Raw genomic sequence first — 15,291 nt, 5'->3', positions numbered from 1 at the left:
GCCATGACGGCAGCGTTGAATGAACTGCGCACCCAGGTGATCTGGACCCGCCTGATCTCTATTGTGGAGGAACAGGCCCAGACCCTGATGCGCACGGCCTTTTCCACCACCGTGCGCGATGCCGGCGACCTCTCCGCCGCCTTGTTCGATCTCCAGGGGCGGTTGATCGCGGAGGCCGTGACCGGCACCCCCGGCCATGTGAACTCCATGGCGGCTGGCGTGCGGCATTTCCTGGCCAAGTTCCCCGTGCCGACGATGATGGAAGGGGATCACTTCATCACCAACGACCCCTGGCTGACGGCCGGCCATCTGCATGACGTCACCGTCCTGTCGCCGGCCTTCCACCAGGGGCGCATCGTCGGGCTGTTCGGCGTTTGTTGCCACCAGGTGGACATCGGGGGCCTGGGCCAGGGGCCGGACGGCCGGTCGGTCTTCGAGGAAGGCTTGCAGATCCCGCTGATGAAGCTGGCCAGCCGGGGCGTGCTGAACCAGGATCTGCTGGACATCCTGTGCCTGAACGTGCGCACGCCGCTGCAGGTGCGGGGCGATGTGCTGTCCTACATCTCCAGCAACGAGTCAGCGGCGCGGCGGCTCAGCGGAATGCTGGCGGAATTCCGGCTGGACGACCTGGCCGGTGTCGCCGACTACATCGTCGACCGCTCGCTGGCCGCCACCCGGGCGGAAATCGCCAGGCTGCCCCAGGGCAGCTGGACCAGCAGCCTGACCATTGACGGTTATGACCACCCCATCACCCTGCGCGCCCGCCTGACCATCGATGGTGAGCGCATCCTGGTGGATTACGAGGGTACCGACGCCTGCGTGCCGCGCGGCATCAACGTGGTGCTCAACTATTGCCGCGCCTATACCATCTTCGGCCTGCGTTGCGTCATCTCGCCGGAGGTGCCGAACAACTACGGCGCCCTGCTGCCGTTCGAGGTGGTGGCGCCCGAGGGCAGCATCGTCAACGTCCAGCGGCCCTGGCCGGTGGCGGCGCGACACGTCATCGGCCAGATGCTGCCCGACCTGGTGTTCGGCTGCCTGTCCCAGGCCATCCCCGACCGGGTGCCGGCGGAGGGCAGCTCCTGCCTGTGGAGCGTGCAGTTGCGCGGCCGCCAGCCGGCGGGCGAGCCTCAGGCCGGTGAGAGCTTCGACGCCATCTTCTTCAATAGCGGCGGTTCGGGCGCGCGTCCCAGCCAGGACGGCCTGTCCGGCACCGCCTTCCCCAGCGGCGTGCGCGCCATGCCGGTGGAGATCACCGAGAACAGCGCCCCCATCGTCATCTGGCGCAAGGAGTTGCTGACGGACAGCGGCGGCATCGGCGAACGGCGTGGCGGCCTGGGCCAGCGGGTGGAAGTGGCCATGCGCGACGACAGCGCCTTCGAGGTGCTGGCCATGTTCGAGCGTGTGGACCATCCCGCCCAGGGCCGGGATGGCGGCGGTGACGGTTCGCAAGGGTCGGTACGCCTGGCGTCGGGCAAGGCGATGCAGGCCAAGGGCCTTCAGCAAATCCCGGCCGGCGACCGGCTGGTGCTGGACATTCCCGGCGGCGCCGGCCTGGGGGCGGCCACATCGCGCGCCGCGGACTTGGTGGCGCGCGATGTGGAAGAGGGCTTCGTCTCCGCCGAAGCGGCCGTCCGCTTTTACGGAAGTGGCGTCGGCTGACCCTCGAAGGGCACCTGCTCATCCCCGGGGTAATAGTCGCCCAGCGTGGGCAGCGACCGGCAGTCGTTGAGTTCCCGGGCCATCTGCTCGGCGAACTTGGCGGCGGCCAGGGGCAGGGGGCGCCCCTTCAATTGGCCCAGGACCAGCGGCCCATAGGTGCGGTCCAGGTCGCTGATGCGGCGCACGGCATAGCGCGGGTCGTTGCGCCACAGGTCGGCGCCGATGTCGATCTGGAAGGCGATCAGGTTGGACACCGCCACCAGGTCGCCCAGCAGGTCGAAGCTATTGGACTCCACGCCGATGGACAGCTTGGCCGAGCTGGCCGCCAGGCGGTTCTCGATGATCTCACGCCCGCCGAACGATGACTCCGGCATGGCGGTTTCATACTCCGCACACTCGCGCAGGCGCAGGATGTCCTTGGCCGCCAGCGGGTGGTCGGCGCTCATGATGGCGACCAGTCCCTGGCCGATCGACATGATCGGGTGCAGTTCGGGATGGCGCAGCGGGCGGAAGATCAGCACCAGGTCGATGTCGAACGCGGTCAGCTGGCGCATGGCCGTGGAATGGTCGGTGACCGTGATCTTGAAGCGCACGTTGGGGTGCTTCTTGCGGAAGGCGGCGACCTGGCGCAGCACGAAGCCGCGCGCCACCGCCTGGCTGCAGGCCAGCCGCACCTCGCCGCGCTGCAGGCCGGAAAGTTCCTCGATCTCCGAATAGACGCGCCGCAAATCCGCTGATTGCGAGCGGATCCAACGGATCAGCACCTCACCGGCCGCCGTCAGGCGGACACCTGAGGAATGGCGTTCGAAGATGGGGGCGCCCAGGTCGTGTTCCACATCCTGGATACGTCGAAGCAAGGCGGAGGGGGTGACGTTCAGGCGTTCCGCCGCCTGGCGTACCGATCCGATGCGGGCGACCTCGTTTATGTAGATCCAAATTCGCTGATTACGCAGAGCCATGACGGGTCCCTGTTCGTTTTTGGCTACGCCCCACCCCAGCTTTAGCACAACTGTGGCAACGGCATATCTTTAATGTCAATGGGGTGGGGCGCTAACCATCCGACCTTGCATTCCAGATTGATCTAAATCTGACAAAATATCCATAGTTGCCTGAAGCAATATAGAGGAATGAAATGGATCTGTTCCTTGCGGGAAAGAAGATTCTTGTCACGGGTGCTGGCAAGGGAATGGGCCCAGATATTTGCCTTTGTTTTGCGGAAGAGGGTGCGGATATTGCAATTTTAGGGAGAGATATGGCGCCACTGAACGAACTGGCGGCAAAAATAGAAGGATTGGGCGCGCGCGCGCTGGTGCTGTCGTGCGATGTGCTGGACGCCACGCAGTGTGCCGCCGCCGTTTCGGCAACGGTCGAAGCATTCGGCCAGGTGGACGTGCTGGTCAACGTGGCGGGGGGCACCGGCCCGGTGGGAACCACCGCGTGGGACACCACACCGGAGGCCTTTGACGAGATCGTGCGTCTGAACATGACCGGCTGCTTCAACACCATGCGCGCCGTGCTGCCGGGCATGATCGCGCGCCGCTATGGCAAGATCGTTAATGTCGGCGGCACCTTCGGCTTGCGCGGCCGCGCCGGCCGCATGGCTTATTCGGCTTCCAAGTGGGGTCTGCGCGGCATCACCAAATCCACCGCCATCGAGGCGGGGCCGCATAACATCAACGTCAACATCGTCGCCCCCGGCATGGTGGACGGCCCGCGCTTCCGCACCAAGGTGATGCCCGCCGTGGCCAAGGCCCGCGGCCTGACGGAGGAAGAGGTGATCGCCGAGCACGCGGCCGAGTACGCGCTGCGCCGCATCAGCACCGCCCGGGACGTGGCCGCCGCCTGCCTTTTCCTGGCGTCCGACGTTTCCAAGCAGATCACCGGTATCGACCTGCCGGTCGACGGCGGCTGGGCCGCCCTCTGACACCCGTCACCTCCCCCAAGACTTACGCATCCTCGCGGGAAAAGCATCATGAAGGCAGACATCGTCATCAACGGCGCCACCCTGGTCACCGACAGCGCCCAGTTCCAGGCCTCCATCGCCATCAAGGACGGCGCCATCCTGTCCATCGGCGCGGCTGAGTCCATGCCTGAGGCGGCCGAGGTGGTGGACGCGGCGGGCAAGTACATCCTGCCCGGCGCCATCGACGCCCATGTGCATTTCCGCGACCCCGGCTACACCCACAAGGAGACGTGGGAGACGGGGACGGCCAGCGCCGCCATGGGCGGCGTCACCACGGTGTTCGAGATGCCCAACACCAACCCGCCCACCGGCACGGTGGAAGCGTTGAACCTGAAACTGAAGTCCGCCGAGCAAGCCTATGTCGATTTTGGCATTTACGGCCTGCTGGGGGAGGAGAACCTGACCGAGTTGGAGGCCCTGATCGAGGGCGGCGTGGCCGGGTTCAAGTGCTTCATGGGCAACACCTTCGGCAACCTGCCGTCGCCGCCCACCGGCGCCATCCTGGAAGGCTTCGAGATCGTGGCCAAGCACGGCTACCGCATCGCCTTGCATGCCGAAAACGCGTCCATCATGGCGCGCCGGTCCAAGAAGCTGCGGGAGGCCGGCCGCTGCGACCCGCTGGCCCACCTGGATGCCCGGCCGCCGGTGGTGGCGACGGAAGCCGTGGCCCGCGCCGCCATCCTGGCGGAATGGACCGGCGCCCGCATCCACATCCTGCACGTCTCCTCGGGCGACGAGTTGCGCCCCCTGCGGGAGGCCAAGGCGCGCGGGGTGGACATCACGGCGGAAACCTGCCCGCATTACCTGCTGCTGGATGAGCGCGCCTACACCGAGAAGAAGTCGCTGATCCGCGTGAACCCGCCGGTGCGCGAGAAGACGCATCAGGACCAGCTGTGGCGCGCCGTGCAGGACGGCACTATCGACATGATCGCCACCGACCACGCCCCGCACTCGCATGAGGAAAAGCACCGCGACGACATCTGGACGACGGATTGTGGTTTCACCGGCGTGCAGACGCAGATGCCGCTGATGCTGACGCAAGTGGGCGCGGGCCGCCTGTCGCTGACCGACTATGTGCGCATGACCTCGCTCGCCCCGGCCAAGGCCTTTGGCCTCTACCCGCGCAAGGGCGCCCTGCTGCCGGGATCGGATGCCGACTTGGTGGTCATCGATATGGAGCGGGAAACCCAGGTGGATTCGGCCAAGCTGAAGTCCAAGGGATCGAGCACACCCTTCCACGGCCACGCGGCCAAAGGGGCGCCGGTGCACACTCTGGTTCGCGGCCGCTTCGTCATGCGGGATGGCGCCTTGGTGACGGAGGCCAAGGGCCACGGCCGCAACGTCCGCCGCATCCAGCAGATGCCGACGCCCAAGCCTCGCAACGTCGAGACGACCACGGCGGCCATCGTCAGAAAGAACCGTAAATAGAGGATTTGCCGCCGCGCGAACCGTATGGGGTATCCTCTGGCCCTTGCCGATATTTCCCGTTCACAGTCCTCTGATCCGCCTGGGGTCCACCGGTTCGACCGGCACCCCGGCGGCCCGCTTGATGTCATCATAAACCGCGCGTGTTTTCAGCACGGTTTCATCTATCCATCCTGGGGGGCGTATCTGGCGGCCGATGAATTCCATCGCTTCGAGAAGCCGTGGCACCAGCGATGGGCCCACATGGTCCGCGCCGTGCACCAACCGATATTCGTGGCCGACCCCGGCGTCAAACAGGACGCGATGCAGGAATTCCGCCCCTTGATTCAGGTACAGCATGTCCTGATCGCCGACATCAATGTAAATGGGTAGGTCGATAAGCCGCCCGGGATCGCGCTTGGCGATTGTTGGGGGATGGTTCGCCGCCCAGTAATCGAGATCGATGGGCGAACCGAACATTGGTTCGATCACCTTTTCCGGCCGCCAGAATTTGACGCGCGGGCCCGCGTCGCTCCAGGACAGGACGGGCTCGACAGCGGGTTCCAGGCCGGCCACGGCGCCGAAGACCTCCGGGTGTTTGAACGCGAGCCGCAGGCTTCCCAGTCCGCCCATGGAATATCCGCCGACGAAGCTGTCTCGCCGCTCCGCCGACACGGCCAGGGTGTCGCGCAGGTGGGGGAGCAGGTCGGAAATGATGAACGTTTCCCAACGCTGCGACCCGTCCTTGAAATCCATGTACAGGGACCGGCGTGCGCTGGGTGTGGCGATGACCACGGGCGGGATTCGGCCGTCTGCTATGGCGGTGTCGATCGCCGGAATGAAACGCAGCAAATCCCGATCGCTTCCGTTGCCACCATGCAGAAGAAGCATGAGGGGAAGGGGACGCCCCTGATCGTAGGCCGGTGGCGTGTAGATGCTGACAGGGACGTCCCCTGGGACGTTGGCTGATCGCAGCGTGACGCTGCGCACCTTTCCCGCGGCCTTGCCTTCGGCATGGACGCTGGCCGGCACGCTTGCTATCGCGGCCATCGCGACCGCCAAATCACGTCGGTTGATCACCGGAAGTTCCCCCGTCGCGGCGACCTCGGGCACGGCCCCGGCGCATTCCGTCCAAGAAGGCGAGGGGCGTGGGGCGAGGAAGCCAAGCGCTTGGCATTGATTTTTATTAGATTGCGAATAAATGACTTGACGTGTCAAGGTCCCTTGCACGTTGCGGGCGGGGCCGCGGCGGTGCGCGTGTTGTCGTGGGAGGAAGCTGCCGCGCGGCGCGCCACCGTCATCCGGCCCTTGCGGCGCGGATGGGGCGCTGCAAATAATGGACGCCTTGCGGTACGCGACATCGGCCCGGCCATGTCGCCATAAGAACGAATACGGGATGGAAGAAGAACCCACGGGAAAGATGGGGTTGGATGGCGAGGCGGTCCGGCAACTGCTGCAAGGCGCCGTGCTCAAGGGGGGCGACCCCTACGCGCTTTTACGGGACGCGGCGATTGATCCGGCGGTCTACGGGAACGCGCGCGCCGCGATCGATGGTCAAGCCCTGGTTCGACTGATCCGTCGGATTCAGTTCGCGCTTGATGACGTCTATCTCGGCTTCTTCGCCCAAGGCTGTCGCCTCGCGCTCGAGGCCGAGCGCCTCCTGTCCTTCCTGCATTGCGCCACCCTGGGCGAGGCGCTGCGGGTCAGCATCCGCTTCACCGACGCGATGTCCGCCGATGTCGGGCCGGGCATTACCGAGGAGCACGGCTCCGGCCTTCAGCACATCTGCAAGTACCAGACCATCCCGGGTGTAAACCGGGACATCCTGGTCTGGATCAGGTTTGTCTGGATATACCAGTTCTTCAGTTGGCTGATCGGCCGTCCGCTGGTGCTTCGCGGCCTTTCCATCCGGGGGCCGCGCCCCATCCAGGAAAACGGTTTCGACCGGTTCGCGCTGTTCCGCTGTCCCGTGCAATTCGACGCGCCGGTGGATGCCTTGTCTTACGACTGGGACGATCTGGCGGTGCGGCTGGTGCACAGTTCAATCAAAGAATATGACGATTACTACGCGAGCGAGCCTGATTGGTTCGACATTCCCGATCGTGGCCCGACCTGGCGGGAGCGGACGCGGCAGGTGCTGATCGATTTCCAGCGCGCCGGCCTCTGGTCGGCGCCGGTCGAGGTCGTCGCCGCGCGCCTGCGGACCCGCCCCAGGCGGCTTCGCCAGGATCTGTCGCTGGAAGGGGAGTGCTTCCAGGACATGAGGACGCGCCTGCGCGGGGAACTGGCCGCGGCCTATTTGCTTGCGAGCGACCTGCCGATCACGGAGATCGGCCTTACCGTGGGGTTCAGCGAGCCCGGCAGCTTTTCGCGCCATTTCTACGCCTGGGCCGGAATGACGCCATCGGCATATCGCACCGAATACATGGCCGACGCGGCAAAGGTCGGCGCCGCGACCGTCCTTCTCAAGGATCGGCGCATCGCATAGGGCGGGGATGGGGCCGCGCGGCGCCCCCATGTCACTTCCGCCAAATCATGGCGTCACCCGTGTCATTGCCTCTCGTCCGGCAAATGCGAAGATCCGCCTCGACCGGGGGCGTGAGATCCCCGGCGTCAATCGGATAAAAAGGGAGGGGGAGGACATGAGCAGCTTGAGGCTGATCCGTCGTGCGCGCGCGCTGGGTTTGGGGGCGACGGCGCTGGTCGGTGGATGCCTGGCCACGGGCCAGGTGTGGGCGCAGGCCCAGACCCAGGGGGCCGCCGTTCAGTCACAGAATGGCGCCTCGGTCGCTCCGGCCGACACCTCGCGCGACCTCGGCTTGGAAGAAATTCTCGTGACGGCCGAAAAGCGCGCCGAAGGCCTGCAGAACATCCCGATAGCGATCACCGCCGTCTCGGGGGAAACACTGGAGAAGGCCGGCGTGAAGGAGGTGGGCGACCTCGTCCAGCTCGCGCCCAGCCTCCAGTTCGGCACGCGCTCCACCAACGTGTTCATCGCCATGCGCGGCATCGGCCAGGCCGGGCAGGACATCGGCAGCCAGTCGGGTGTGACCGTCTCGCTCGACGGCGTTCCTTTGCTCAACCATTTCATGATGAACCCGTCCTTCCTCGACATCGAACGGGTGGAGGTCCTCCGCGGGCCGCAAGGCACCATCCAGGGCCGCAACGCGACGGGTGGCGCCATCAATGTCAACAGCAAGGCCCCGACCGATCAGACCGATGCCGAACTGGCGCTCACCGGTGGCAACTACGCGCGTTTCGGGGCCAAGGGCTTCGTGAACGTGCCGCTGTCCGACAAGGTTCTGACCCGCGTCTCCTTCCAGCGGGACCGTGCGGATGGCTGGACGGACAACGCGTATCTCGGCCGGCACAACGACAACGCCGACCTCACGGAGGTGCGCGGCCAGGTGTTGGTGAAGCCGTCCGAAATCTTCAGCATCAGCGCGCTGGTCGATTACACGCGCGACCGCAGCGACCCATCGTTCAATCTTCTGCTGGGCCGTGCTGATCCGGCCAGGCCCATGCCGACCGAGGTGCCGGGTTATGCGTATCCCCGCAACAACATTGACGACCTGACCTTCTATTTCAACGAACCCAATCAACGGGACGTGGAGGACATCAGGGCCACCCTGACCGCCCACCTGGACCTCGGGCCGGACACGTCGATTACCTCGACCACGGGCTTCATCAAGCACGATATCGACCTGACCAACCTCGATGTCGATCTGACGCCCGTGGCCAGCTCGCGGTTCGATCTCATCGGCCTGTACGCGAAGCAGGTGACGCAGGAACTTACCTCGACCACGGACGTGGGCAGCCGGGCGGATCTGGTCGCCGGCCTGTTTTACATGCACGGGGATTCGAGTGAGCCGCTGTACCTCAGCACGGCGGCGGTCAAGAACCTGCTGGTCTATCTTCCCGCCGAAACGCTGGACTCGTATGCGGCCTACGCGCAGTTCCGCTACAACCTGACCGACAGTCTTCGTGCGACTGCCGGCGGACGCTATACCCTCGACTCCAAGTCTTATGCGATGGATGCCACGTCGGGCGGGCTTCACTATCTTCTCGCCGACAAGGATATCTGGAAGGCTTTCACGCCCCGCTTCGCGCTTGACTACACGCCCCAAGACAACACGTTGGTCTATGCCAGCGTGTCCCGTGGATTCAAGTCGGGTGGCTTCAACACCCTGGGCGACATTACGCAGCCGGTTAATTTCTTCAATCCGGAATATGTCTGGAACTACGAAATCGGCACCAAGGCCAAGTTGTTCGACAACAAATTGCGCATGGGCCTTACCGCGTTCTATGCCGACTACACCAACCTGCAGCAGACCGTCTTCCGCACGAACGTGCAGACGGGGGTGCAGTTCCCGAAGGTCGAGAACTCGTCCGCCGCCACGATCAAGGGCGTCGAGTTCGAATTCGAGGCCATCCTGGCCGAAGGGCTGAAGGTGGCCGGGGCGGTCACGCGCCTCGATACGGAATATGGGAAGTTCTGCAACAACGATCCGCTGTATCCGACCCTGCCGACCGCCGCCGCGTGCGTGGGGGTGACCACCAATGGCCAGGCGTTGCCGCCCGGCGCCAAGAACTTGGAAGGCAACACGCTCACCCAGGCGCCAAAATGGCAGTTCAACGTGTCCGGCGAGTACGTCTTCCCGGTTTCCAACGCGCTGGAGGTCACCGCGCGCGCCGATTACAAATGGCAAAGCAGGGTCTATTTCGACATCTACAACAACCCGCTCGACTCCCAGGACGGGTACGGGCTGTTCAACGCGTCGGTTGGTCTGGGCACCTTCGACAAGGCCTGGTCGCTGACTGGTTGGGTCCGCAACGCTTTTGACATCCGCTATATCAGCCAGGCGACCACCCGGCCCGGTGCGACGGCGTACACCGCCGGGTCCATCGGCATGCCGCGCATGTACGGGGCGACGCTCTATCACCGGTTCTGAGCGGCACCGGTTCTGGGCGGGCCGCGAGGCTCGGGTCCCGCGCGGTCCGCGTAGGCTGGCGCTCGGCATCCAGGTCTCGATCGCGGCCCCCATACCGGGCATGGCGCTGCGATCCGGGGCGGCGCTGGCTATCGATTTACGAGGAAAGTCCAACATGACAAATCGCGGGGCGGGCGACAGCGTCCCCCAGATAAGACTGTATCGGGAATGGCTGCATCGGGAACGCGGCCTGACGTTTCCCGATTACGCGGCGATGTGGGAATGGTCGCGATCCGATCTCGCCGCGTTCTGGCTGAGCGTCTGGGACTATCACGCGCTGGAATCCCCGACGCCGCCGACCGTCATCATAGACGGGGCGATGCCGGACGCCCGCTGGTTCGCGGGCGTGCAGGTGAATTATGCGCGGCAGGTGTTTCGCCACGCCGGCCTGGCCGATGCCGCCGGGCAGCCGGCGATCATCGCGGAAGGGGAAAGCGGGCAGGCCATCGAATGGACCTGGGGCCAGCTGCGGCGGCGCACGGCGTCGCTGGCCCTTGCCTTGCGCCGCGGGGGGATAGGGCGCGGCGACGTGGTCGCGGCCTACCTGCCCAATATCCCCGAGGCGGTCGTTTCCATGCTCGCCTGTGCCAGCCTGGGCGCGGTGTGGACGATGTGCTCGCCCGATATGGGCACGCCGGCGGTGCTGGATCGATTGCGGCAGGCGGCGCCCAAGGCGCTCATCGCCATCGACGGGGTCTTTTATGGCGGCCGGCGCATGGATCGCTCCGCCACCGTCGAGGCGATCCGGCGCGGGCTGCCCACTGTCGAGTCCCTGTTCGCGATCCGGACAGGGCATGGCGCGGCGCACATACCGGACTCGATCGACTTCGACGGCGCCCAGTCCGCGGATGACGCAGGGGTCGCGGCGTTCGAGCCCGAATGGCTGCCTTTCGATCATCCGCTGTGGATCCTCTATTCCAGCGGAACGACAGGCCTGCCCAAGGCGATCGTGCACGGGCATGGCGGCATCGTCATTTCGGCCTGCGTCGGCAACATGCATCTGGACCTGGGGCCCAGCTATTCGCTCAACACGGTCGGCGAAAAGTTCCACTGGTATAGTGCCACGGGCTGGGTGATGTGGAACATCCAGGTGGGGGGGCTCCTCACCGGGACGACGATCTGCCTCTATGACGGTTCGCCGAAAGGTGCCGGGGGGCAATCGGAATGGCAGCCCTTATGGGCGTTCGCCGCGCGCCACGGTGTGACCTGGTTCGGTGCCGGGGCGGCGTTCTTCGCCAGTTGCCGCAGGGCAGGCCTGGCCTTGAACGGGATCGGTGACCTGAAGGCCATCCGCGCGCTGGGCAGCACCGGCTCCCCATTGACGGCCGATGTCCAGGACTGGGGCACCGCGCAGTTCGACGCCGTGGGTACCCCCGACATCTGGTGGTGCAACATCTCCGGCGGGACCGACATCGCCGCCGCGTTCCTGTCGGGGAACCGGGAATTGCCTCCAACGCCCGGCCGTCTTCAATGCCGCCACCTGGGCGCCTCGGTCGAGGCCTGGGATGAGGATGGACATGCGCTGCGCGGCCGCGTCGGCGAACTCGTCTGCACACGGCCCTTCCCCAGCATGCCGCTGTTCTTCTGGGGTGACGAGGACGGCAGCCGCTATCGCTCGACCTACTTCGACGCGTGGGACGGCATCTGGCGGCACGGCGATTGGCTGGCGGTGGAGGCTGACGGAAGCTGCGTCATCGCCGGACGGAGCGACGCCACGATCAACCGGCACGGCTTGCGGATGGGTACCGCCGACATCTATGCCGCCGTGGAACGCCTGGGATCCATTGCGGACAGTCTGGTGATTGACCTCGAGGACGGCGCCGGCGACAGCAAGCTGTTCATGTTTGTCGTCCCTGGCGACGGGCGTGTCTGGGGTCGGGAACTGGAGGCGGCCGTGGTCGCCGCCATCCGGGACTCGCTCTCGCCCCGGTTCATCCCCGACGCGTTCATTCCGGCACCGGCGATTCCGCGTACCCTGTCCGGCAAGAAGCAGGAGTTGCCGGTCAAGCGTCTGTTCCAGGGCTGGCCCGCGGCGAAGGTCATTGATCCCAATGTGACCGAAAATCCCGGCGTCATTCCCTGGTACATCGCGCAAGCCGAGGCCTGGCGGGAACGGTCGGGCACTGCGGACGGCAAAGCCAGGGGTGACATTGGATGAGCGCGCGGCAAGTGGATAAAGCGTTGCGTCAACCGTCCGCCGCGCAGCCCGTGGCTGACAGGCGGGCGCCGGCCCGGAAAGAAAAAATGATGGATTCATCAGCGGTGAACAAAGGGGCGGCGAACAAAGGGGCCTCGCTCTTCAAGGTCGCGTTGACGGCCGGTGCCGGCGCCACCATCGAATGGTACGATTTCTTCGTCTACGGAACGGCCGCCGCCCTGGTCTTTCCGAAGATCTTCTTCGCGGCGGACTTGCCGCCGCTGGTGGCCCAGCTTGCGGCGTTCAGTACCTTTGCCGTGGGCTTTATCGCCCGGCCGTTCGGCGGCATCGTATTCGGCCATTTCGGGGACCTGTTCGGCCGCAAGAAGGCCTTGCTGGTCGCACTGCTGACCATGGGCCTCGCCACCACCGCGATCGGCTTCCTGCCGACCTATACGAGTGTCGGCGCCCTCAGCCCGCTGCTGCTTCTGGCCTTGCGCTTCGTCCAGGGCATCGCCGTCGGCGGCCAATAGGGCGGCGCCGCGCTCATGGCGATCGAGAGCGCTCCCCCAGGCAGGGGAGGATTTTACGGCAGCTTCGTCCAGATGGGCGTTCCGCTGGGCGTGGTTCTGTCCAACATCGTCTTCTTCTTCGTGGTGGCGGCCTTCCCGCGGAACGCGTTCGAAACCTGGGCTTGGCGCGTGCCTTTCATCCTGAGCATCGCGCTGGTTTTCGTCGGCCTCTATATCCAGACGAGGCTGGAGGAGTCGGTGGCGTTCGAACAGGCCGCCCGGACGCAGGATTTCACCCGGAATGAAAAGCGCAAGTCACCGGTCCTTCAGGTTCTGGGGCGCCATCCCAAGAAGATCGTGCTGGCGGGTGGGGCCTTCATCGCCTCGAACACATGCTTCTACGCCGCGATCACCTATGCCGTGTCTTATGGTGACTCGGTCCTGCACCTGTCCCGAAGCGCGATGCTCGCGTCCGTGGTGGCGGCGAGCGTCGTCATGGTACCCGGCGTGCTGTTCTTCGGGGCGCTGTCGGACCGGTGGGGGCGATCAACCCTTTTCATGGCCGGGGCGGCGCTGACCGGGCTGTGGTCCTTCGCTTTCTTCCCCTTGCTGGAGACGCTGTCCTATCCGGCCGTCCTGATGGCCCTCACCGTGGAACTGCTGTGCCTGAGCGTGATGTACGGCCCGCAGGCGGCGCTTTTCGCCGAATTGTTTCCCGTGGAAGTGCGCTATTCCGGCGCCTCGCTCGGTTACCAATTGGGCGCCGTCATCGGCGGCGGGTTCGCCCCGATCATCGCGACCGCCCTATTCGCCAAGTACGCGTCGACCCTGCCGATCTCCATCTTCCTGTTCGGCGTGTGCTTCATATCGCTGACATGCACCTATTTCTTGACCCGGGACGCTAAATCATCTTCCGCCAGGCGAGGTTCATGACCATGAAGGTTTCGGCCCTTAACTTCTCAAGGCTCTTCGCCCCGCTCGCCATGGCAATGGCGGCTTTCGCGTTCGCCACGCCGTCACCGGCGGCCGGGATGGCGCCAGCGGCCGATGCCGCCCGCTGCGAGGCGCTTACCCAACTGCGCCTCAAGGACACCACCATCGACAGCGCGGCGATGGTCGAAAAAGGTGCGGGGGTCGCTCCGGGCCTCCGCGACGCATCGACCCTGCCGGCCTTCTGCCGTGTCATCGCCCATGTGCGGTCGGCCCCCGATTCCGATATCGGGGTCGATGTCTGGCTGCCGGTCGGCACCTGGGCCGGCGTCTTCCACGGCAACGGCAACGGGGGGTTCGCCGGCGTGCTTCAGGGCGGGTACGGCAGCATGGTCGGCGGGCTGCGGCGCGGGTACGCCGTGGCGACGACCGATACGGGAACGGCACCCGCGACGCCGCTGGACGGCGATGCGCTTATCGGTCATCCCCGCAAGTGGAAGGACTGGGGCCGTCTGTCCACCCACGTCATGACGGTGACCGGCAAGGCCATCGCCCAGGCCTACTACGGCCGGGCTGCCACGCGCTCCTATTACACCGGCTGTTCGACCGGGGGGCAGCAGGGGCTGATCGAGGCGCTCTATTATCCCGCGGACTATGACGGCATCCTGGTCGGCGCGCCCGTCATCAATCGGACCTGGGGCCACGCCGCCGTCCTGTGGGACTTCATCGCCGCCAATCGCACACCCGGCAGTCACCTGTCGGATGGCAAGCTTCGATTGCTGAGCGACGCCGCGGTCGCAAGCTGCAACCGTCGCGGCTACGGCCTGCAGGGTGACGCCTTCATCACCGATCCCCTCAGCTGCCCCTTCGACCCTGCGGAATTGGGCTGCCTGGGGGCGGAGTCCGACCAATGCCTGACGCCGGCCGAGGTCGCGACTGCCCGCGCGTTCTACAGTGGGCCGACCACCGCGGACGGGCGCGCGGTCTTTTTCGGCTGGCTGCCGGGCAGCGAGGTTCAGGGCCGCTTCGGCTGGGCGTTCCTGCAGAGCGCCGCCAACGGCCAGCCGCAATTCGGCGGCCTGTTCAAATGGGTGTTCGGTACCGATTGGGATTGGCGGGGTTTCGATCTTGATCGCGACATGCCCACGATCGACCGCGCCCTGGGCGGCGACGTCAACGACGCCACCCGGGGAAGCCTGCGTGCGTTCAAGGCGCGCGGCGGCAAGCTGATCATCTATCATGGCCTGGCTGACACGCTGGTGCCGCCGGGCCAGTCGGTCGCGTTCTATGACCGCCAGGTGCGTGAACTGGGGGGCATGGACCAGGCCCGGGATGTTGCCAGGCTCTTTTTGGCGCCCGGGCTGATGCACTGCGGTGGCGGCCCCGGTCCCGACGCGTTCAACTCGGCGCTCGGCGGGACGCCGCAGCCACCCATCGGCGGTCCGGGGGACGACCTCTTCGCCTCATTGATCGACTGGGCCAACGGAAGACGCGCGCCCGACCGGGTGATCGCCACGAAGTTCGCGATGGGCGACCCGAGGACGATCCAGCTTCAACGGCCGCTGTGCGCGTATCCGCAAAAGGCGTCGTATGATGGACGCGGTTCGACCAATGCCGCGGAAAGTTTCGTTTGCTCGTCCACGCCGAACCACTCGGAAGGCGACAAGGGGGCCCAACATTGACGCGACGGGC

The 15,291-nt window shown here is 65.7% G+C and carries 9 protein-coding genes and 1 pseudogene; 8 read left to right on the top strand and 2 right to left on the bottom strand.

Annotated elements, in window-relative coordinates:
• The first annotated feature begins 3 nt into the window (after positions 1-3).
• Complete coding sequence (locus tag FBZ89_RS20795) at positions 4-1,662, top strand: hydantoinase B/oxoprolinase family protein (RefSeq protein WP_145751799.1); 1,659 nt, start codon at positions 4-6, stop codon at positions 1,660-1,662.
• On the opposite strand, the gene FBZ89_RS20790 is transcribed toward FBZ89_RS20795, so the two are convergent.
• On the bottom strand, positions 1,641-2,621 hold the full coding sequence (locus FBZ89_RS20790; RefSeq protein ID WP_145751797.1) for a LysR family transcriptional regulator: 981 nt from the start codon (positions 2,619-2,621) through the stop codon (positions 1,641-1,643). The genes FBZ89_RS20795 and FBZ89_RS20790 overlap by 22 nt on opposite strands.
• A gap of 173 nt (positions 2,622-2,794) precedes the next feature.
• On the opposite strand from FBZ89_RS20790, the gene FBZ89_RS20785 reads away from it, so the two are divergent.
• Together FBZ89_RS20785 and allB are read left to right on the top strand one after the other, a co-directional pair.
• Entirely contained in the window at positions 2,795-3,586 is a 792-nt protein-coding gene (locus FBZ89_RS20785; protein WP_145751795.1) for an SDR family NAD(P)-dependent oxidoreductase, read from the top strand.
• A gap of 48 nt (positions 3,587-3,634) precedes the next feature.
• Entirely contained in the window at positions 3,635-5,053 is a 1,419-nt protein-coding gene (gene allB, locus FBZ89_RS20780) for an allantoinase AllB (RefSeq protein WP_145751793.1), read from the top strand.
• Between the two features lie 60 nt (positions 5,054-5,113).
• On the opposite strand, the gene FBZ89_RS20775 is transcribed toward allB, so the two are convergent.
• A complete protein-coding gene (locus FBZ89_RS20775) occupies positions 5,114-6,142 on the bottom strand; it encodes an alpha/beta hydrolase (RefSeq protein ID WP_246172394.1) in 1,029 nt (342 codons plus the stop codon).
• Positions 6,143-6,425: 283 nt separating this feature from the next.
• Here FBZ89_RS20775 and FBZ89_RS20770 point away from each other — a divergent pair, with 283 nt between their 5' ends.
• The 5 genes and pseudogenes from FBZ89_RS20770 (at position 6,426) to FBZ89_RS20750 (ending at position 15,281) form a co-directional block, all read left to right on the top strand.
• Complete coding sequence (locus FBZ89_RS20770; RefSeq protein ID WP_246172392.1) at positions 6,426-7,517, top strand: AraC family transcriptional regulator; 1,092 nt, start codon at positions 6,426-6,428, stop codon at positions 7,515-7,517.
• A gap of 154 nt (positions 7,518-7,671) precedes the next feature.
• The gene (locus tag FBZ89_RS20765) at positions 7,672-9,981 is read left to right on the top strand and encodes a TonB-dependent receptor (RefSeq protein ID WP_186457480.1); all 2,310 of its coding nucleotides are present in this window, start codon (positions 7,672-7,674) and stop codon (positions 9,979-9,981) included.
• A gap of 100 nt (positions 9,982-10,081) precedes the next feature.
• Entirely contained in the window at positions 10,082-12,178 is a 2,097-nt protein-coding gene (locus FBZ89_RS20760; RefSeq protein WP_211115296.1) for an acetoacetate--CoA ligase, read from the top strand.
• A pseudogene (locus FBZ89_RS32005) lies at positions 12,175-13,602 on the top strand (MFS transporter). The gene FBZ89_RS20760 and the pseudogene FBZ89_RS32005 overlap by 4 nt, the downstream one beginning before the upstream one ends.
• A complete protein-coding gene (locus tag FBZ89_RS20750) occupies positions 13,599-15,281 on the top strand; it encodes a tannase/feruloyl esterase family alpha/beta hydrolase (RefSeq protein WP_145751787.1) in 1,683 nt (560 codons plus the stop codon). Before FBZ89_RS32005 ends, FBZ89_RS20750 begins: the two are co-directional and overlap by 4 nt.
• The last annotated feature ends 10 nt before the right edge of the window (positions 15,282-15,291 follow it).

The organism is Nitrospirillum amazonense (assembly GCF_007828045.1).
Classification (GTDB): domain Bacteria; phylum Pseudomonadota; class Alphaproteobacteria; order Azospirillales; family Azospirillaceae; genus Nitrospirillum; species Nitrospirillum amazonense_C.
This window is presented reverse-complemented; position numbering and strand designations above follow the sequence as displayed.